This window comes from Methylobacterium sp. JK268 (genome assembly GCF_054052225.1).
The window spans coordinates 140,183-158,475 of sequence record NZ_JBSVZN010000016.1 but is presented as its reverse complement, the minus strand read 5'-3'; the positions used below and the strand labels follow the sequence as shown (position 1 = coordinate 158,475).

The following is an 18,293-nucleotide window of genomic DNA, read 5'->3' as shown; positions in this document are numbered from 1 at the left end:
CCTCAGGCCGCCACCTCGGCGACGACGGCGTTGAGCACCGGCGCACCCTTCGTCGTCGCCGCGATGCGGCCCGCCTCGGTCACCCGCAGCAGCCCCGCCGCCACCAGCCCGTCGAGGCGCGCCCGGTCGAGCGGCCGGCCCGCCAGGGCGGCGAACCGGGCCGGGTCGATCCCTTCGGCGAGGCGCAGCCCCATCAGCAGGAACTCGTCGCCCTCCTCCTCCGGCGCGAGCGGCTCGGTGCGGACGATGCCGTGGCCTTCCCGGGCGACGCGGTCGAGCCACGCCTCCGGCGCGCGCTCCGTCACCGTGCCGGTGCGGCCCTGGGGCAGGACGAGCCGGCCATGGGCGCCGGGACCGATCCCCGCATACTCGCCGTAGCGCCAGTACAGGAGGTTGTGACGCGATTCGGCGCCCGGCCGGGCGTGGTTCGAGATCTCGTAGGCCGGCAACCCCGCGGCGGCGCAGACCTCCTGCGTCACGTCGTAGAGGGCACGGGCCGTGTCCTCGTCCGGCGGCACGAGCTTGCCGGCGGCCGCGAGGCCGTGGAACGGGGTCCCCTCCTCGATCGTGAGCTGGTAGAGCGACAGGTGCTCGGCCGCCCGCGCGATCGCCTGCCGCAGCTCGGCCGCCCAGGCGGCGGGCGTCTGGTCGGGCCGGGCGTAGATGAGGTCGAACGAGAAGCGCTCGAAGTGCCGCGCCGCGGTGTCGACGGCGGCGAGCGCCTCCGCGACGCTGTGCAGGCGCCCGAGCCGCTTCAGCGCTCCGTCCTCCAGGGCCTGGACGCCCAGGGACACCCGGTTGACCCCGGCGGCCCGGTAGCCGCGGAAGCGCTCGGCCTCGACGCTGGTCGGGTTCGCCTCCAGGGTGATCTCGGCCCCGGGGGCGAGGCCCCAGGCTCCCGCCACCGCGTCGAGGAGCGCGCCGACCGTGGCAGGCCGCATCAGCGAGGGCGTGCCGCCGCCGAGGAAGACGCTGGTCACGGTGCGGCCGGGCGTGAGCGCGGCGACATGCGCGATCTCGCGCGCGAAGGCCGCCCGCCAGGCCGCCTCGTCGGGCGGTGCGTGGCGGACGTGGCTGTTGAAGTCGCAATACGGGCACTTCGCCGCGCAGAACGGCCAGTGCAGGTAGACCCCGAAGCCGACGTCCCGGGTCGGATGATCGATCATCCGCCGCATGTGCCGCCGCGCGGCCTCCGGCACAAGCCCGCGCGACGCCGCGTCCCGTCGTCATCCGCCGGAGCGCTCGCGCGTCCGGTGGCGGTACGCCGCATCGCGTTACAATGCGGAACCCGGCCTTGCTCAAGCGTGCGGCGCGAAGCTCCTGGGCAGAGCAGAGTACCTCCGCGCAGGCTCGGAAAAGAGAACGCGCTCGCAAGGCATTGTCGTTGCTGCGGGATTTGAGGCAGGCTGTTTTGAGAGTGACGGCACTCAGTCCGTCACCGGGCTGGTAAGCTCCCGTAGACGACACCGAGAAGTGCTTACTTCCTACCAAGGTCCCTTTTTTCCGGGCGCATGCAGCGCCAGCGGAATGCGACCCGGAAACCAGCGCGAGACACCGCGAAGCGTCCGCTTTGCAATTTCAATTCTGCCATGCGGAGCCGCTTCGCGGCGATTCGTCATCTGATTTCCGGATCTTCTTCCGCTGACGCTGCAGTGTCCGGAAAAGGGGGGAGCGCGATGGAAACCCGCGGGCCATCCCGGCCGTCCGAAGCGCCGCTTCCCGCTCAGGGCGAGAGCCCCTCCGCCGGCACCGGAAGTCCGTGACGCCGCCGCGCCATCAGGCATTCAGGGTCCCCCGGCTCGCAGGTGCGGCAGACCTCGGGCCGCACCGCGTAGACGCGGCAGCGCACAGCCTCGCCGATCCGGCCCTCCAGCGCGCTGCAGCGGTCGCCCTCGCAGCGCATCCGCCCGGCCGGGTCGTCCACGAAGGCTTCGGGAATCGCCGCGATCGCGGAATCGTCCTCCGTCGAGAAGCGCGGCCACTCGGCCGAATAAGCGCAGCAGGCCCCGCAGGCCTGGCAGGCGAAGGGGGCGCTCACTCGGCGGGCGGCGGAAGGGCGAGGCGCAGGGCGTTGGCGGCGACGTGCTCGCGGTAGCGCGAGACGACGGCGCCCAGGCCGCCGCCGGCCAGCAGCGTGCCGGAGGCCTCGACCAGCGCGCTCACCTTCTCGCTCACCATGCGCTCCGCCTCGACCGCCGCGGCGGCGTCGAAGGCCGCGAGCTTCACGAGGCGCTGCGCGATGACCCCCTGGGCCTCGACGGCCAGGAGCATCGATTCGAACCAGATATCCAGCATGCCCGACTCCGGGGGGGCCGCGCAGCGCGGCGGACCCTATCAATGCGCGGCGAGGCTGAACGGTCCCCTACTGCCGCGTCATGGCCGCTCTGCCTTGGCCGCAGGGGGCACCGGCCGCGGCCGTCCCTCGTCGTCGATCGCCACGAAGGTGAAGGTCGCCTCCGTCACCTTCTCGCGCAGCTGCGTGCGGAAGCGCCGCGCCCAGGCCTCGATCTGGATCTTCATCGAGGTCCGCCCGACATGGGTGACGCGGGTGTAGACGCAGAGCACGTCGCCCACGCGCACCGGGCGGATGAAGCTCATCGCCTCGACCGCCACCGTAACCACCCGCCCCTGCGCCCGGTCGACCCCGGCGATGCCGCCCGCCACGTCCATCTGCGCCATCACCCAGCCGCCGAAGATGTCGCCGTTGGCGTTGGTGTCGCCGGGCATCGCGATCGTGCGGACCGTCAGCTCGCCGGTCGGCTGGTGCGTCGCCTCGTCCTCGCTCGTCATCGGTTCTCGGCCTCCATCCCCGTCGCGCCCAGCATAGGGCCTTCGCGCGCGGGGCGACACGCACTCCCGTTGCGGCACGGAAGGGCGACCGCTACTGCTACGCGCAGCGGGAGGGGAGCGTGGGGCGCGTCGGTCTACGATTGTTCCTGCTCGTCTGCGCGCTGCTCGCCGCGGCGCCGGCATGCGCCGAGAGCCGCCTCGCCTTCGTGGTGGGCGTCGACACCTACCCGAACCTCGGTCCCGGGGCCGCCCTGGAGCGGCCGGTGGCGGATGCCAGGGCGGTCGGCGGGGCCCTCGAATCGGTGGGCTTCCGCGTCACGCTGCTCACGGCCTCGGTCACGCAGGAGACCTTCCTGCGCCGGTTCTCGGCCTTCGCCGAGCAGGTGCAGCCGGGCGACACGGCCCTGTTCTACTTCGCGGGCCACGGCATCGCGCTGCAGGGCACCAACTACCTGATCCCCTCCGACATCCCGGCCATCGAGCCCGGGCAGGAACTCCTCGCCCGCACCCGGGCGCTCGCCGAGGCGGATCTCAGCGCCGCCCTGCGGGAGAGGGGCGCGCGGGTCGTAGTGATGGTCATCGACGCCTGCCGGGACAATCCCTTCCCGCGCAGCGGCACCCGCGCGGTCGGCCTCTCCCGCGGCCTCTCGCGCACCGAGCCCGCCGAGGGGGTGTTCTCCCTCTACGCGGCGGGAGCCGGGCAGCAGGCCCTCGACCGCCTGCCGGGGCAGGATCCGAGCCCGAACTCGGTCTTCACCCGCGTCTTCGTCGCGCAGATCCGGCGGCCGGGGCTCAGCCTGATCGACCTCGGCGAGACGGTGCGCGACGAGGTGGTCAAGCTCGCCGACACGGTGCCGCACAAGCAGGTGCCCGCCTATTACAACGAGGTGCGGGGCGCGCGCTTCATCAGCCTCGCGGGGGGCGAGGCGCCGCCCTCCGAGCGGCCGCAGGCCCTTCCCCCCGGGCCGCGCCCGGCGCCCGTTCCCGCGCTTCCCCCGCCGCGCGTCGCCGCGCCCCTGCCCGCCCCGCCGCCGACGGACCGGCCCGCGGGCTACAGCTTCCCGGTCGGGCTGGACCCTGCGGGCGACAACTGGCTCGCCTTGCGCAGCCGCCCGGGCGGCGCCGGGGTGCGCCTGTCCAAGCTCGGGCCCGAGGCGCTGTTCACGGTGATCGGGCGCCAGGGCGCGTGGCTCAACGTGCGCCTGCGCGGCGGCGAGACGGGCTGGGTGCACGGCGATTACGTCGGCTGCTGCCGCCGGGCGCCGCCCGGGCCCTGAGACGCCCCCGGGACGGTCACCCGCTTGTTGGCAAAGGACATCTCGTGTAGACAGGCGGCCTCCCGACACGCCGAGATCGTCCGAAGGAAGGAGCCGCGCATGGCTCGCGTCACCGTTGAAGATTGCATCGACAAGGTCGAGAACCGGTTCGAGCTCGTCCTGCTCGCCGGCCATCGCGCCCGGCTGCTCTCGTCCGGCGCGCCCCTGACCGTCGATCGCGACCGCGACAAGAATCCGGTCGTCGCCCTGCGCGAGATCGCCGACGAGACCATCACGCCGGACGACCTCAAGGAGCAGCTGATCCACTCGCTGCAGAAATACGTCGAGGTCGACGAGCCGGAGGCCGAGGCCGTGCCGCTGCTGTCGAGCTCCCCGGCCGCCGCCGCGGTGGCGCCGCAATCCTCCTCGGGCGACGACAGCGAGGTCACCTTCGACCGGATGAGCGAGGAGGACCTCCTGCGCGGCCTCGAGAACCTCGCCCCGCCGACCGAGACCGAGGACGAGGGCGACTGAGCCCTCCTCCCTGGCCCCCCTCCCTGGCGACCTTTCGGAACCCGGCCCTCGCGCCGGGTTCCTGCGTTTCGGGCCCCGTTCAAGCCCGACCGCGACCATAAGGGGCTGGCGCGAAGGCGGATTCCCCCCGATAGTCGGTCATCCCCTCACGCCTCGTCCGGCAGGCCCGCGCGGTTCCTCGCAGGCGACGGCGCGCCGCCCCTGTCGGGCGGCAGGGAGCCAGGAGACCACCGGCGGATGATGCGCCAGTACGAACTCGTCGAGCGGGTCAAGGCCTACAACCCCGCCGCCGACGAGGCGATGCTCAACCGGGCCTACGTCTACGCGATGCGGGCGCACGGCTCGCAGAAGCGCGCGTCCGGCGACCTGTTCTTCGCCCACCCGCTCGAGGTCGCGGCGATTCTGACCGACCTGCGGGTCGACGACGCCACCATCGTGGCCGCGGTGCTCCACGACACCGTCGAGGACACCGCCGCCACCCTGGAGGAGATCAACCGCACCTTCTCGCCCGAGATCGGCACGCTCGTCGACGGGCTGACGAAGATCAAGCGCCTCGACCTCGTCTCGAAGCAGGCCGCCCAGGGCGAGAACTTCCGCAAGCTGCTCCTCGCCATCGCGGCGGACGTGCGCGTGCTGCTCGTCAAGCTCGCCGACCGCCTGCACAACATGCGCACCCTACAGCACATGCCGCCCGAGAAGCGGGTGCGCATCGCGCAGGAGACCCTCGACATCTACGCGCCGCTCGCCAGCCGCATGGGCATGCAGGAGCTGCGCGAGGAATTGGAGGACCTGTCCTTCCGCAACCTCAAGCCCGAGGTCTACGCCACCATCACCAAGCGGCTCGACGACCTGACCACGAAGTCGGAGCGCCTCGTCGAGAGCATCGAGCGTGACCTCGTCCAGAGGCTCGCCGCCAAGGGCATCACCGCCACCGTCAAGGGACGCCAGAAGCGGCCCTACTCCATCTGGAGCAAGATGGAGCGCAAGTCGATCGCCTTCGAGCAGCTCTCCGACGTCTTCGGCTTCCGGGTGATCGTCGATTCGGTCGACACCTGCTACCGGGCGCTCGGCATCGTGCACACGACCTGGCCGATGGTGCCCGGGCGCTACAAGGATTACATCTCGACGCCCAAGCAGAACGATTACCGGTCGATCCACACCACCGTGATCGGGCCGAAGAGTCAGCGCGTCGAGCTGCAGATCCGCACCGCCGAGATGGACGAGGTGGCCGAGTACGGCATCGCCGCGCACGCCCTCTACAAGGACGGCTCGCCCCACCTCGCCACCGAGAGCGGCGCCTATCAGTGGCTGCGCCGGACCATCGAGCTCCTGGCCGAGGGCGACAGCCCGGAGGAGTTCCTGGAGCACACCAAGCTCGAGCTCTTTCAGGACCAGGTCTTCTGCTTCACCCCGAAGGGCCGGCTGATCGCGCTGCCCCGCGGCGCCACCCCGATCGACTTCGCCTACGCGGTCCACACCGAACTCGGCAACGCCGCGGTCGGCACCAAGATCAACGGGCGCATCGCCCCGCTCCTGACGGAACTCCAGAACGGCGACGAGGTCGAGATCGTGCGCGCGGATGGCCAGACCCCGCCGGCCGCCTGGGAATCCCTCGTCGTCACCGGCAAGGCGCGGGCGGCGATCCGGCGCGCCACCCGCTCGGCGGTGCGGCGGCAATATGCGGGCCTCGGGCGCCAGATCCTCGATCGGGCCTTCGAACGGGCCGGCAAGAACTTCTCGGACGAGAAGCTGCGCGGCGCCCTGCCCCGCCTCGCCCGCACCTCCCCGGAGGACGTGTTCGCGGCGGTGGGGCGCGGCGAGATGTTCTCGGGCGACGTGGTGCGGGCGGTCTACCCGGACTACAAGGACGAGCGCCGCAGCCAGCCCGCCGCGACGGGGCCGAAGCCGCACGTGAACGGGGCGGGCCGCCTCTCCCTCGACAAGGACCAGACCGTCCGGCTCACCTGGCCGGGACAGGGGGGCAAGGGCGGCGACAAGGCGGGGGGCGAGGGCGCGATCCCGATCCGCGGCCTCGACCGGGACCTCCCCGTGCGGTTCTCGCCGGAGGGCGGGGCCGTGCCGGGGGACCGCATCGTCGGCATCCTCACGCCCGGCGAGGGCGTGACCATCTACCCGATCCAGTCGCCGGCGCTCGCCGATTTCGACAACGAGCCCGACCGCTGGCTCGACGTCCGCTGGGACGTGGACGGCGGCAGCAACCAGCGCTTCCCCGCCCGCATCGCCCTGCAGTCGATCAACGAGCCGGGCAGCTTCGCCCAGATCGCCCAGGTCATCGCCGACCACGACGGCAACATCGACAACATCTCGATGAAGCGGCGCAGCCAGGACTTCACCGAGGTGACGATCGACCTGTCGGTCTGGGACCTCAAGCACCTGAACGCGATCATCTCGGAGCTGCGGGCCAAGCGGGTGGTGAGCCGCGTCGAGCGGGTGAACGGCTGACCGGCGGCGGTTGCACGCCGCCCCGGCCCCTGCCACAAGCCGCGGACCACGCCGCCCGAGGTTCCTCAGATGACGCCCGACGCCCTGCTCGACGAGTTCCGTGCCGCCGGGGCCCTGCTCGAGGGCCATTTCGTCCTCTCGTCGGGGCTGCACAGCCGGGTCTTCCTGCAGAAGATGGCGATCTTCAGCGATCCCGTGCGGACGGAGCGCGTCTGCGCCGGCCTCGCCGCGCTGATCCGGGAGCGCTACGGCGCCGTCGACCTCGTGGTCTCGCCGGCGGTGGGCGGCATCGTGCCGGGCTACGAGACCGCGCGGGCGCTCGGGGCGCGGGCGATCTTCGTCGAGCGCGACCCCGGCGGACCCTTCCAGCTCCGGCGCGACTTCTCCATCCCGGCCGGCAGCCGGGCCGTGATGGTGGAGGACATCGTCACCACCGGCCTGTCGTCGCGGGAATGCCTCGCGGCCCTGGCCAATGAGCCCGGGACGGTCGTCGGCGCGGCCTGCCTCATCGACCGCTCGGGCGGCCGGGCGGATCTCGGCGTGCCCTTCGCGGCGCTCGCCACCCTCGACATTCCCAACTACCCGGCCGACCAGCTGCCCCCGGACCTCGCCGCGACCCCGGCGGTCAAGCCCGGCAGCCGCGCGATCGCGGCGGGCTGATCGGGGGGGCGCCACCGCCGAGCTTGACACGGAGCGTCCCCACTCCTTACCTCAGCCCCATTGCGGGGCCGCGGGCCGGCGCGCCCGACGCGGCGGATGTCGTCACACCCATCCGACCCATTCTTTTGCGCCGTGTTCTCGGAAATCTGGACGCACCGCCGCGTCGACCGGGCGGCTTAGGATTATCAAATGACATATCAGCGCAGCGCCCTCTTTATCGACGGCGCTAATGTTTACGCGACCACCAAGGCACTGGGCTTCGACATCGACTACAGGAAGCTTCTCGCGGATTTTCGCGCGCGCGAGAACCTGATCAGGGCTTTTTACTATACGGCGCTGGTCGAGGACCAGGAGTACTCGTCGATCCGGCCGCTGATCGATTGGCTCGATTACAACGGCTATCGGGTCGTGACCAAGCCCGCCAAGGAGTTCACGGACTCGACCGGGCGCCGCAAGATCAAGGGCAACATGGACATCGAGCTCACCATCGATGCCCTAGAGCTCAGCCCCTACATCGACCACATGGTGCTGTTCTCCGGCGACGGGGATTTCCGGCCCCTGGTCGCCGCGATGCAGCGGCGCGGCGTGCGGGTGACCGTGGTCTCGACGATCCAGACACAGCCGCCCATGGTCGCCGACGACCTGCGGCGGCAGGCGGACGACTTCGTCGACATCGTCCAGCTGATCCCGCGGATCGGCCGCGAGCAGGGTGACCGTCCGACCCGCCCGATGCGCCCGCAGGGCGAGGGGCCGGGCGGCGAGCGCTACGCGCCGCGCCCCTCCGCCAACCTGGAGCAGCGCTACGGCATCCGTCCGGGCCCCGACGAGGAGGCCGAGGAGGACTGATCGGCGGCGTGCCGGGCGAGGGCTTCGAGTCCCGCCCGGCTGCCGCGCGGCGCGCTCCAGCCGAGGCCGGCGAGCGCGTCCGCGCGGGCGACCAGGGACCCGGCGAGGCGCTCGGCCGCCTCGCCCCGTCCCGCGAGCCGCAGGGCCGCCGCGAGCAGGCCCGCGGGCACCGGCAGCAGACCGGGCGGTCGTCCCAGTCCCGCGCGCAGGGCGGCCAGCATCTCCGGCACCGTGAGCGGGTCCGGCTCGGCGACGATCAGCGGCCGGCGCAGCGGACCGGGCGTCTCCAGCACCGCCGCCACCGCGCCCGCGAGGGATTCGACCGAGACGAGCGAGCGGCGCCCGCGCAGGCCCCCGAGGGGCAGCGGCAGGGGCTTGGCCGCGAGAGCGAGCAGGGCCGCCATGTTCCCCTTCACCCCCGGGCCGTAGACGAGGACCGGGCGCAGGGCCGCGAAGTCGATCTCGACGGCGGCGAGCGCCTCCTCGGCGGCGAGCTTCGAGCGGCCGTAGGCGTCGGTGGGCGCGGGCGGATCCGCCTCGGTCAGGATCCCGGGCGCGGCGGGGCCGCATTGCGCGCGGATCGAGGACAGGAACACGAAGCGGCGCACCCGCGCGCGGGCGGCGGCCTGCGCGAGGCCGCGCGTCGCCTCGGTGTTGAAGGTCCGGTAATCATCCTCGGGCGCCCCCGACATGGCGTGCGCGAGGCCGGCCGAGTGGACCACCGCGTCGACCCCCGAGAGCGCCGCCGCCATGTTCTGCGGCCGGGCGAGGTCGCCGACCACGGCGCCGCTCGCGCCGGGCGGCAGCGCGGTGGGGCGGCGCAGCAGCACCCGGACGCGGTAGCCGCGGCCCGTCAGGTCGGCGAGGAGGTGCCGGCCGATGAAGCCGGTGGCGCCCGTGAGCGCGATGAGCGGGCGTGGGGTCATGCGGTCACCGGGAGGGTGCGGGGAGTCGCGAAGGCGCGCAGCACCCCCGCCACGAGGGCGATGCCGGCCGCGAGCGCCCCGGCCGCGACGGGCCAGGACGGCCAGGCCAGGGTCGCGCCCGCGAGCAGGGCCAGGGCGAGGTTGAGGCGAAACACCGTCCCGGTCACCGCGCGCACGCTCCGCCCGTTCGCGGTGGCGCGCTGGTAGAAATGCGTGCGGTGCGCCTCCCACACCCGCTCCCCGGCCCGCAGGCGCCGGAGCAGGGTGAGGGTCGCATCGGCCAGGTAGTAGAGCGGCAGCAAGATCGCGGCGGCGAGGCCGCCCGGATGCGGTCCGACCGCGAGCCCGTGCAGCAGCCAGGCGAGGACGAGCCCGAGCGGCAGGGAGCCGACATCGCCGAGGAAGAGCCGCGCCACCGGCCGGTTGAACGGCGCGAAGCCGAGGACGCCGCCGAGCAGGGCGCCGGCCGCGACGCTCGCCCCCGGCGCCAGGAGGCCGGCCTGCCCGATCAGCAGCAGCGCCCCGAGCACCGGCACGGCCTCCGCCACGGTCATCCAGTCGAGCCCGTCCATGAAGTTCACGAGGTTGACGAACCACAGGCCGGCGAGGAGCGCGAGCCCCCATTCCAGCCCCGCGGGCAGGTCCGGCCACAGCCGTCCGCCGCTCGCCGCGAGCGCGGCGGCGACCGCCAGCGCCTGGAGGAGGAGCCGCGGCAGGGCCGGCAGCGGGCTCAGGTCGTCGACGGCGCCGACGAGGGCGAGCCCGAGGGTCGCGGCGGCCAGAAGCAGGGCCTCGCGGCCGAGAGGGCCCGGCCACAGGGCCGCCGCCACCAGGATGGCCGCCCCGATCACCGCGATCCCCCCGCCCTGCGGCGTCGGCACCGCGTGGCTCGACCGGGCGTTCGGCCGCGCGAGGGCGTAGCGCTGCAGGAGGGGCATCATCGCCCGGACGAGCCCTGCCGAAAGGATGGCGGCGAGCGGGACGGCGGCGAGGGGTGCGGAGAGGTGCATGGTGCCCATCTACGCGGGTTGCCGGTGCGAGGGAAACCGCGCCGGGTCCGAGGCCACCGCGCGCGTTCGGCGGCGAGATGGTGGTGTGACGCTCCTGAGACATCCGTCGCTCACGCCAATAATATTACGGGTGTCATGATATATTCACAATATTGTATTAATATAAAGAGCGATGATCAAAGGACTTACGACCTCATGATCGATCGAATTGCAAAATACGTCGGTTTAACCTCGGCGGCTATGTTTTGCATGATGTTTTTGTCAGATCTATGTCAGGCCGCGTCGCGCATTACGACCGTTGACGGCACGGTCGTGATCGGAGATGTCGAGTCGAACGAAGGTGACATCTATACCGTCCGGACGTCCTACGGAGTGGTTCGGGTCCCTCGATCCTCGGTCCGCCAGATCGAGTCCCTCGGTGGTCCGGCGGGAACGGCCTGCACGGCTCCGGCCTGCGAGGGGCAGAGCGACAGCGGCCGTCCCCTGCGCATCGCCGGCTCCAACACGGTCGGCGCGGAGTTGATGCCCAACCTCCTCGAAGCCTATGCGCGGCGGCTCGGGGCGGAGGACGTCCAGTGGCTGGACGGTCGCACGCCCGAGGATCGCAGCATGACGGCCCGGGGAGCGGCCGGCACGGTCCTCACCGCGGAACTCGCCGCGCATGGGTCCGGCACGGCACCGCCGGCGCTCGCCGACGGCCAGGCGGATCTCGGGATGATGTCGCGTGAGATCAACAAGGAGGAACTGGCGAAAACGGCCGCGGCCGGCCTCGGCGACCTCTCGGCGCCCGCCCAGCAGCACGTGGTGGCGCTCGACGGCCTCCTCGTTCTGGTCAACCGCGACAATCCGGTCGGGCGCCTGACGCTCGACGCGATCGCGGCGATCTTCGCCGGGGAGACGACCGACTGGGCCGCGGTCGGGGGACATCCGGGCCCGATCACCATCTATCGTCGCGCCGACAAGTCCGGGACCCTCGACACCTTCATGGCCCTGGTCATGAAGAAGCGGAAGATCTCGTCCGCCGCCCAGGCGTTCGAATCCTCCTCGGACCTGTCCGACGCCGTCGCGGCCGACCGAAACGGGATCGGCTTCGTCGGCATCGCCTATGCCCGCAACGCCAAGCCCGTCGAGATCGCCCTCGAATGCGGGCTCGGCTACGCGCCGAGCGAGTTCCTGGTGAGGACGGAGGAGTACCCGCTGTCGCGCCGCCTCTTCCTGTACGCCGGCGCTCGTCCGACACACCCCCGCGTCCCGGACTTCATCGACTACGCGCTCTCGGAGAAGGCACAGCCCATCATCACCCGCAACCAGTTCATCGACCTGATGATCGTGGAGTCGGAGGCGAGCTACGGCGACCGGCGCATCTCGGAGGCGGCCCGCGACCCCGCATCGGACCGGGTGCTTCTCGGGCGCTTCGCCCGGGATCTCTCCGGGGCCGCCCGGCTGTCGGTCACCTACCGGTTTCGCAGCGCGGGGGCCGACCTCGACTCGAAGGCGGTGCGCGACATCGACCGGCTCGCCGCGCTCCTGAAGGAGCCGCGCAATCGCGACCGGCGCGTGATGATCCTCGGCTACGCGGATTCCCGCGGGACGACGCCGCGCAAGATCGCTCTGTCCGAGCGCCGGGCGGCGACGGTGATGCAGGAACTCGTCGCGCGCGGCGTGCCGCCCCGCCAGCTCGCCGCCCGCGGCCTGGGATCCTTCGCGCCGGTCGCCTGCGACGGGAGTGCGGAGGCGCCGAACGAGGACGGGCTGCGCAAGAACCGCCGGGTCGAGGTCTGGATGCGGTGACCCGCCGCTCCCCTCACGGGGCGAGCGGGATGTCGCCGCGCGAGATGCGGCGCTCGAGCCCGCCCTGTCCGCAGGGAAGCGTGGAGAAACCGCCCCTGCGTTCGATGCGCATCGTGCCCCGGCTGACGGTCCAGACCTCGAAGAGCGGGGCGGCGTCCTCGCCCTCGCCGCAGTAGCGGTCCCGCGGACCGGGGCGGTCGCCGGCCGCCGGATCGAACACCACCTGGTAGGGAAGCCGGCCGCGCGGCGGCAGCGCGGCGAGGGGGATCGTGTAGACGTCGACATTCCGGCCCGGGCCGCCGAGAAGCGACGCGAACTGGCCGATCCCGCGGCAGGAGGCGCCGCGGGCGACCCACCCGCAACCGGATGCCGGTTGCCGCAGGATCGCCTCGTCGACGTGCAGGGACAGGGGCAGGTCCCCGCGCCAGGTCAGGACGATCTTCAGCACCTGCGGCAGCCCCGGCACGGAGACCCGTGCCTCCTCGTCCCGCCCGTCGCGCCGCTCCCAGCGGATCAGGGCCGGATCGCTGAAGACCGGGATGACGGCGCTGAGGTATCCCTGCCCATCGAGCCGCACGTCCCGCTCGACGTGCTCCGTGCGGATGTGCACGACCTCGCCGGCCCGGCACGGGCTGCGGATGCTCAGCGCGACCAGCCCGTCATCCGCCCGACCGGGAATGTCCGCCCGCTCCTCGCAGTCCCGGCCGGTCCCTTCGCCGGCGGGTTCCGCGTGGTCCGGAACGACGCGCAGTTTGACGGAGAGATGGGCGACGCGGTCGGCGGCTCCATGGACCTGCGCCCAGACGAGGCTGAGGACGAGCGGGAGCGCCGCACTCAGCATCCCGGCGCGGGAGAGCGACCTGAAGGAGAGCGGCGCCGCCTCGTGCCACTCCGCGTTTCTGGCGCGCATGAAGTCGAGCCTACCAGTCCACTGATGGTCCCGGCGGACAGTCGGGATATCGACAAGTCCGCTCGAATTCGACCGTCCGGCTGGACTGTAGGCGACGACCGTGACGTTTCAACGAGAAATCCGGCGGCGCTGCCACGTCGGCGCGGGTCAGAAGACGATCTCGCGCGTCGGCTGGGCCTCCTCCGCCTCCCGCCGGGCGATCGCCCGTTCGACCACCTTGGCGAGGCCGACCATGATCGTGTCGATGGCGTAGTCCTTCGGCGTGTAGACCGCCGCCACGCCCATGTTCTTGAGGACGAGCTCGTCCTCCTGCGAGATGATGCCCCCGACCACCACCGGCACGTGGTCGAGCCCCTCCGCGCGCAGCCGCGCCTTGACCTCGCGCACCAGCGGCACGTGCGAGCCCGACAGGATCGACAAGCCGATCACGTGGGCGCCGCGCTCCTTGGCCTTGGCGACGATCTCGTCCGGCGTCTGCCGGATGCCGTCGTAGGTGACGTCGAAGCCGACGTCGCGGGCGCGCAGCGCGATCTGCTCGGCGCCGTTCGAGTGGCCGTCGAGGCCCGGCTTGCCGACGACGAGCTTCGGCGTCTCGCCGAGCTTCGTCCCGAGATCGGCGATGAGCAGGCGCGCCTCCTCGGCGGCGCCCGAGGTCGCGGTCTCGGGCGTCACGCCGGTGGGCGCCCGGTACTCGCCGAACACCGCCCGCAGGCGCTCGCCCCACTCGCCCGTGGTCACTCCCGCCTTCGCGCAGGCGATCGAGGCCGGCATGATGTTGGCGCCCGAGCGCGCCGCGGCCTCCAGGTCGTCGAGGGCGCGGGACGCGGCGGCGGCGTCGCGCTCGGCCCGCCACGCGCGGATGCGGGTCTGCGCCTCCATCTCGACCGTCTCCGAGACGGTGAAGATCGCCCCGTCGCCCGCGGTCAGCGGCGAGGGCTCGCCGGATTCGAAGCGATTGACGCCGACCACAACCTGCTCGCCCCGCTCGATCGCCGCGATCCGGCGGGCATTCGCCTCCACGAGGGCGCGCTTGAGGGTGCCCGTCTCCACCGCCGCCACCGCGCCGCCGAGCGCGCCGATCCGGTCCAGCTCGGCCCGGGTCTGCGCCTTCAGCTCCTCGACCTTGGCGTCGATGACGGTCGAGCCGTCGAAGATGTCGTCGAATTCGAGCAGGTCGGTCTCGAAGGCGAGGATCTGCTGCATGCGCATCGACCATTGCTGGTCCCAGGGCCGCGGCAGGCCGAGCGCCTCGTTCCAGGCCGGGAGCTGCACGGCGCGGGCGCGCGCGCGCTTGGAGAGGGTCACGGCCAGCATCTCGATCAGGATGCGGTGCACGTTGTTCTCGGGCTGCTGCTCGGTCAGGCCGAGCGAGTTCACCTGCACCCCGTAGCGGAAGATGCGCTTGCGCGGATCCTTGATGCCGTAGCGGTCGCGGGTGATCTCGTCCCAGAGGTCGCAGAACGCCCGCATCTTGCAGATCTCGGTGACGAACCGCAGCCCCGCATTCACGAAGAACGAGATGCGGCCGACCACCTCCTCGAAGGAGCCCTCGTCGAAATCGGGATCCGCGCGCACGGTGTCGAGCACGGCGATCGCGATGGCGAGCGCGTAGGAGAGTTCCTGGACCGGCGTCGCCCCCGCCTCCTGCAGGTGGTAGGAGCAGACGTTCATCGGGTTCCACTTCGGCACGTTCCGGGTCGTGAACAGGATCACGTCCTTGGTGAGCCGCAGGCTCGGCGCGGGCGGGAACACGTAGGTGCCGCGCGAGAGGTACTCCTTGATGATGTCGTTCTGCGTCGTGCCCTGCAGGGCGTCGAGCGGCGCGCCCTGCTCCTCGGCGACCGCGAGGTAAAGCGCCAGCAGCCAGGGCGCCGTCGCGTTGATGGTCATCGAGGTGTTCATCTGCGCGAGCGGGATGTCGCGGAACAGGGTCCGCATGTCGCCCAGATGGGCGATCGACACCCCGACCTTGCCGACCTCGCCGCGGGCCAGCACGTGGTCCGGGTCGTAGCCGGTCTGGGTCGGCAGGTCGAAGGCGACCGACAGGCCCGTCTGGCCCTTGGCGAGGTTGCGCCGGTAGAGCGCGTTCGAATCCGCGGCGGTGGAGTGGCCCGCATAGGTGCGGATGATCCACGGCTTGTCGCGCTGCACCGTTCCCGTCGCCTGCTCGCCCATGGCGCCCTCGTCCCTCGCGCTGCACTTCGGTCCCGCCCGCGAATCCCCTCGGTTGGGCACCGCATGGTAGACAAGCCCTCGGGCAGCGTCACCCATCCACAAGGTCTCGTGCCGGGGCGGCGAATCCTGTACCTTGGGATCGGCCGCCCGACGCGGTGACAGAACCCGGGATTGCCTGCCTTTTCGGCGGCCGTCTGCCCTGCTTTTGGTCTATTTGACCCCCCGGTGTTCGCCGCTAGGATCGGTGCAGTGCAATATCAGAGGGAGGCTCGGCAATGGGTGCGGGCGCTGCGGTGCAGCCGATCGCCGGTGACGCGGGTCAGCTGAAGGATCTCTACGAGATCGGCGAGATCCCGCCGCTCGGCCACGTGCCGGCCAAGATGTACGCCTGGGCGATCCGCCGGGAGCGGCACGGGCCGCCGGAGGACTCGATGAAGATCGAGGTGCTGCCGACCTGGCCGATCGGCGACGACGAGGTGCTGGTCCTCGTGATGGCGGCCGGCGTCAACTACAACGGCGTCTGGGCGGGCCTGGGCGAGCCGATCTCGCCCTTCGACGTCCACAAGGGCGAGTACCACATCGCCGGTTCGGACGCCTCCGGCATCGTCTGGAAGGTCGGCGCGAAGGTGAAGCGCTGGAAGGTCGGCGACGAGGTTATCGTCCACTGCAACCAGGACGACGGTGACGACGAGGAGTGCAATGGCGGCGACCCGATGTTCTCGCCGTCGCAGCGCATCTGGGGCTACGAGACCGGGGACGGCTCCTTCGCGCAGTTCTGCCGGGTGCAGTCGCGCCAACTCATGCATCGGCCCAAGCACCTGACCTGGGAAGAGGGCGCCTGCTACACGCTGACGCTGGCCACCGCCTACCGGATGCTGTTCGGCCACTCGCCCCACACGGTGCGGCCGGGCCAGAACGTGCTGATCTGGGGCGCCTCGGGCGGTCTCGGCGTGTTCGGCGTGCAGCTCTGCGCGGCCTCGGGCGCGAACGCCATCGCGGTGATCTCCGACGAGTCGAAGCGCGACTACGTCATGAGCCTCGGCGCCAAGGGCGTCATCAACCGCAAGGACTTCAACTGCTGGGGTCAGCTCCCCAAGGTCAACTCGCCCGAGTACAATGAGTGGCTGAAGGAGGCCCGCCGGTTCGGCAAGGCGATCTGGGACATCACCGGCAAGGGCAACGACGTCGACATCGTGTTCGAGCATCCGGGCGAGGCGACCTTCCCGGTCTCGTGCCTGGTGGTGAAGCGCGGCGGCATGGTGGTGTTCTGCGCCGGCACGACCGGCTTCAACATCACCTTCGACGCCCGCTACGTCTGGATGCGCCAGAAGCGGATCCAGGGCTCGCACTTCGCCCATCTCAAGCAGGCGGCTTCGGCGAACCAGTTCGTGATCGACCGGCGGGTCGATCCCTGCATGAGCGAGCTCTTCCCCTGGGACAAGATCCCGCACGCCCACACCAAGATGTGGAAGAACCAGCACGCCCCCGGCAACATGGCCGTGCTGGTGAACGCCCAGAAGGCGGGCCTGCGCACCTTCGACGACGTGCTGGAACTGTCGGGCACGCGCTGAGGCCGTCGGCAGCGGGTTGATGGCCCCCCGCGCCATGGGCTAAGGCAAGCTCGGCCGTCCGGTATCGTTCCCGGACGGCCGAGCGTCGGAGCCCGCGATGTTTGCCACCCTCGACCGTTACGCGCCCCTCGCCCGCAGCGTCCTGCGCATCGTCTCGGCGCTGATCTTCATGGCGCACGGCACCCAGAAGGTGCTCGGCTTTCCCGCCATGGCGAATCCCCCGGCGTTGACCTCGCTGCCCGGCATCGCCGGGATCTTCGAACTCGTCGGCGGCGCGCTCCTCGCCCTCGGCCTGTTCACGCGGCCGGTGGCCTTCGTCCTGTCGGGCGAGATGGCCGTCGCCTACTTCCTCGCGCACGCGCCGCGGAGCTTCTTCCCGGCCCTCAACGGCGGCGACGCGGCGATCCTCTACAGCTTCGTCTTCCTGTACTTCGTCTTCGCCGGACCGGGACCGCTGAGCCTCGACGCGCAGCTCGGCCGCCGGGACCTGCGGGTCTGAACCGCCGCTCCGGGCCGCCCGGATCCGGGATTTGCGCGGCCCTCCCCGCGCTTGCTAGAACGCGCAGGGCCGCCCTCCGTCCGGGGCCGCCGGGAAGCGCGCATCATGGAAAAGTTCACCGTTCTCGAAGGCGTCGCGGCGCCGCTGCCGATCGTCAACGTCGACACCGACCGCATCATCCCCAAGCAGTATCTCAAGACCATCAAGCGGACCGGCCTCGGCAAGGGCCTGTTCTCGGAGATGCGCTACCGGGACGACGGCTCGGAGAACCCGGACTTCGTGCTCAATCAACCGGCCTACCGGAACGCCAAGATCCTGGTGGTCGGCGATAATTTCGGCTGCGGCTCCTCCCGCGAGCACGCGCCCTGGGCGCTCGCGGATTTCGGCATCCGCTGCATCATCTCCACGAGCTTCGCCGACATCTTCTTCAACAACAGCGCCAAGAACGGGATCCTGCTGATCACGGTCTCGCCGGAGGACCTGGAGAAGCTGTTCGACGACGCCGGCCGCGGCGCGAACGCCACGCTCACCGTCGACCTGGAGCGCCAAGAGATCCGCGGACCCGACGCCGGGGTGCTGCACTTCGACATCGATCCCGGCCGTAAGCACAACCTCCTCAACGGGCTCGACGATATCGGCCTCACCCTCGAGAAGGCGCCGGCGATCGAGGCCTACGAGGCGAAGCTCGCCGAGCGGCCCTGGGCCTGAGCGGCGCCGGATCTCCGGACGAAGCGGGGCGCGTTTCGTCCGGGGATGCTCTGACACGCCCCTGCCGGGCTCGTGGCTCAGCACAGAGGATGTGCCGGTTTGGGCGTGCGTGGCCCTGAGGGTGGGGAGCCGCTCGGGTTCGACGTCTCCAGTG

17 protein-coding genes are annotated in these 18,293 nt (G+C 71.4%); 9 read left to right on the top strand and 8 right to left on the bottom strand.

Going from position 1 to position 18,293, the window contains the following annotated elements:
• Nucleotides 1-2: 2 nt before the first annotated feature.
• The 4 genes from hemW to ACW9J6_RS19125 all read right to left on the bottom strand — a co-directional run bounded on the left by hemW (nt 3) and on the right by ACW9J6_RS19125 (nt 2,790).
• Nucleotides 3-1,166 carry a radical SAM family heme chaperone HemW gene (gene hemW, locus ACW9J6_RS19140; protein ID WP_457118129.1) on the bottom strand — a complete coding sequence of 388 codons (1,164 nt, stop codon included), beginning with the start codon at nt 1,164-1,166 and terminating at the stop codon, nt 3-5.
• A gap of 557 nt (nt 1,167-1,723) precedes the next feature.
• A complete protein-coding gene (locus tag ACW9J6_RS19135; protein ID WP_457118093.1) occupies nt 1,724-2,038 on the bottom strand; it encodes a YkgJ family cysteine cluster protein in 315 nt (104 codons plus the stop codon).
• Nucleotides 2,035-2,295, bottom strand: coding sequence for a hypothetical protein (locus tag ACW9J6_RS19130; protein WP_457118092.1), 261 nt, complete (start codon nt 2,293-2,295; stop codon nt 2,035-2,037). The genes ACW9J6_RS19135 and ACW9J6_RS19130 overlap by 4 nt, the downstream gene beginning before the upstream one ends.
• A 78-nt stretch (nt 2,296-2,373) precedes the next feature.
• Nucleotides 2,374-2,790 (bottom strand): acyl-CoA thioesterase, encoded by a 417-nt coding sequence (locus ACW9J6_RS19125; RefSeq protein ID WP_457118091.1) that lies wholly within the window; start codon nt 2,788-2,790, stop codon nt 2,374-2,376.
• A gap of 119 nt (nt 2,791-2,909) precedes the next feature.
• Between ACW9J6_RS19125 and ACW9J6_RS19120 the strand changes: the two genes are divergently transcribed.
• The 5 genes from ACW9J6_RS19120 (at nt 2,910) to ACW9J6_RS19100 (ending at nt 8,549) form a co-directional block, all read left to right on the top strand.
• Complete coding sequence (locus tag ACW9J6_RS19120; protein WP_457118090.1) at nt 2,910-4,067, top strand: caspase family protein; 1,158 nt, start codon at nt 2,910-2,912, stop codon at nt 4,065-4,067.
• Nucleotides 4,068-4,166: 99 nt separating this feature from the next.
• On the top strand, nt 4,167-4,580 hold the full coding sequence (gene rpoZ, locus ACW9J6_RS19115) for a DNA-directed RNA polymerase subunit omega (RefSeq protein ID WP_457118089.1): 414 nt from the start codon (nt 4,167-4,169) through the stop codon (nt 4,578-4,580).
• A gap of 237 nt (nt 4,581-4,817) precedes the next feature.
• The gene (locus tag ACW9J6_RS19110; protein WP_457118088.1) at nt 4,818-7,043 is read left to right on the top strand and encodes a RelA/SpoT family protein; all 2,226 of its coding nucleotides are present in this window, start codon (nt 4,818-4,820) and stop codon (nt 7,041-7,043) included.
• Nucleotides 7,044-7,112: 69 nt separating this feature from the next.
• The gene (gene pyrE, locus ACW9J6_RS19105; protein WP_457118087.1) at nt 7,113-7,703 is read left to right on the top strand and encodes an orotate phosphoribosyltransferase; all 591 of its coding nucleotides are present in this window, start codon (nt 7,113-7,115) and stop codon (nt 7,701-7,703) included.
• Between the two features lie 189 nt (nt 7,704-7,892).
• A complete protein-coding gene (locus ACW9J6_RS19100) occupies nt 7,893-8,549 on the top strand; it encodes a LabA-like NYN domain-containing protein (RefSeq protein ID WP_457118086.1) in 657 nt (218 codons plus the stop codon).
• Here the strand turns inward: ACW9J6_RS19100 and ACW9J6_RS19095 are convergent.
• Nucleotides 8,504-9,475 carry an NAD-dependent epimerase/dehydratase family protein gene (locus ACW9J6_RS19095; protein ID WP_457118085.1) on the bottom strand — a complete coding sequence of 324 codons (972 nt, stop codon included), beginning with the start codon at nt 9,473-9,475 and terminating at the stop codon, nt 8,504-8,506. The two genes, ACW9J6_RS19100 and ACW9J6_RS19095, sit on opposite strands and share 46 nt — an antisense overlap.
• Nucleotides 9,472-10,485: a glycosyl transferase gene (locus tag ACW9J6_RS19090; RefSeq protein WP_457118084.1), complete on the bottom strand. Its 1,014-nt coding sequence runs from the start codon at nt 10,483-10,485 to the stop codon at nt 9,472-9,474. The genes ACW9J6_RS19095 and ACW9J6_RS19090 overlap by 4 nt, the downstream gene beginning before the upstream one ends.
• A gap of 372 nt (nt 10,486-10,857) precedes the next feature.
• On the opposite strand from ACW9J6_RS19090, the gene ACW9J6_RS19085 reads away from it, so the two are divergent.
• Nucleotides 10,858-12,276, top strand: a complete 1,419-nt coding sequence (locus ACW9J6_RS19085) for a substrate-binding domain-containing protein (RefSeq protein ID WP_457118083.1) — start codon at nt 10,858-10,860, stop codon at nt 12,274-12,276.
• Nucleotides 12,277-12,289: 13 nt separating this feature from the next.
• Here ACW9J6_RS19085 and ACW9J6_RS19080 read toward each other — a convergent pair whose 3' ends face one another.
• Nucleotides 12,290-13,186, bottom strand: coding sequence for a hypothetical protein (locus ACW9J6_RS19080; RefSeq protein ID WP_457118082.1), 897 nt, complete (start codon nt 13,184-13,186; stop codon nt 12,290-12,292).
• A 147-nt stretch (nt 13,187-13,333) separates the two neighbouring features.
• The gene (locus tag ACW9J6_RS19075) at nt 13,334-15,361 is read right to left on the bottom strand and encodes a protein meaA (protein WP_457118081.1); all 2,028 of its coding nucleotides are present in this window, start codon (nt 15,359-15,361) and stop codon (nt 13,334-13,336) included.
• Nucleotides 15,362-15,636: 275 nt separating this feature from the next.
• Here ACW9J6_RS19075 and ccrA point away from each other — a divergent pair, with 275 nt between their 5' ends.
• The 3 genes from ccrA to leuD all read left to right on the top strand — a co-directional run bounded on the left by ccrA (nt 15,637) and on the right by leuD (nt 18,139).
• Nucleotides 15,637-16,932, top strand: coding sequence for a crotonyl-CoA carboxylase/reductase (gene ccrA, locus ACW9J6_RS19070; RefSeq protein ID WP_457118080.1), 1,296 nt, complete (start codon nt 15,637-15,639; stop codon nt 16,930-16,932).
• Between the two features lie 97 nt (nt 16,933-17,029).
• Nucleotides 17,030-17,431 (top strand): DoxX family protein, encoded by a 402-nt coding sequence (locus ACW9J6_RS19065; RefSeq protein WP_457118079.1) that lies wholly within the window; start codon nt 17,030-17,032, stop codon nt 17,429-17,431.
• Nucleotides 17,432-17,536: 105 nt separating this feature from the next.
• Entirely contained in the window at nt 17,537-18,139 is a 603-nt protein-coding gene (leuD, locus tag ACW9J6_RS19060) for a 3-isopropylmalate dehydratase small subunit (RefSeq protein WP_457118078.1), read from the top strand.
• The last annotated feature ends 154 nt before the right edge of the window (nt 18,140-18,293 follow it).

What these genes read in the sequence shown, in the direction of transcription:
- hemW (WP_457118129.1), bottom strand. Translation starts at nt 1,166, where the DNA reads ATGATCGATCATCCGACCCGGGACGTCGGCTTCGGGGTCTACCTGCAC.
- ACW9J6_RS19130 (WP_457118092.1), bottom strand. Translation starts at nt 2,295, where the DNA reads ATGCTGGATATCTGGTTCGAATCGATGCTCCTGGCCGTCGAGGCCCAG.
- ACW9J6_RS19125 (WP_457118091.1), bottom strand. Translation starts at nt 2,790, where the DNA reads ATGACGAGCGAGGACGAGGCGACGCACCAGCCGACCGGCGAGCTGACG.
- rpoZ (WP_457118089.1), top strand. Translation starts at nt 4,167, where the DNA reads ATGGCTCGCGTCACCGTTGAAGATTGCATCGACAAGGTCGAGAACCGG.
- ACW9J6_RS19110 (WP_457118088.1), top strand. Translation starts at nt 4,818, where the DNA reads ATGATGCGCCAGTACGAACTCGTCGAGCGGGTCAAGGCCTACAACCCC.
- pyrE (WP_457118087.1), top strand. Translation starts at nt 7,113, where the DNA reads ATGACGCCCGACGCCCTGCTCGACGAGTTCCGTGCCGCCGGGGCCCTG.
- ACW9J6_RS19100 (WP_457118086.1), top strand. Translation starts at nt 7,893, where the DNA reads ATGACATATCAGCGCAGCGCCCTCTTTATCGACGGCGCTAATGTTTAC.
- ACW9J6_RS19095 (WP_457118085.1), bottom strand. Translation starts at nt 9,475, where the DNA reads ATGACCCCACGCCCGCTCATCGCGCTCACGGGCGCCACCGGCTTCATC.
- ACW9J6_RS19090 (WP_457118084.1), bottom strand. Translation starts at nt 10,485, where the DNA reads ATGCACCTCTCCGCACCCCTCGCCGCCGTCCCGCTCGCCGCCATCCTT.
- ACW9J6_RS19080 (WP_457118082.1), bottom strand. Translation starts at nt 13,186, where the DNA reads ATGCGCGCCAGAAACGCGGAGTGGCACGAGGCGGCGCCGCTCTCCTTC.
- ACW9J6_RS19075 (WP_457118081.1), bottom strand. Translation starts at nt 15,361, where the DNA reads ATGGGCGAGCAGGCGACGGGAACGGTGCAGCGCGACAAGCCGTGGATC.
- ccrA (WP_457118080.1), top strand. Translation starts at nt 15,637, where the DNA reads ATGGGTGCGGGCGCTGCGGTGCAGCCGATCGCCGGTGACGCGGGTCAG.
- ACW9J6_RS19065 (WP_457118079.1), top strand. Translation starts at nt 17,030, where the DNA reads ATGTTTGCCACCCTCGACCGTTACGCGCCCCTCGCCCGCAGCGTCCTG.
- leuD (WP_457118078.1), top strand. Translation starts at nt 17,537, where the DNA reads ATGGAAAAGTTCACCGTTCTCGAAGGCGTCGCGGCGCCGCTGCCGATC.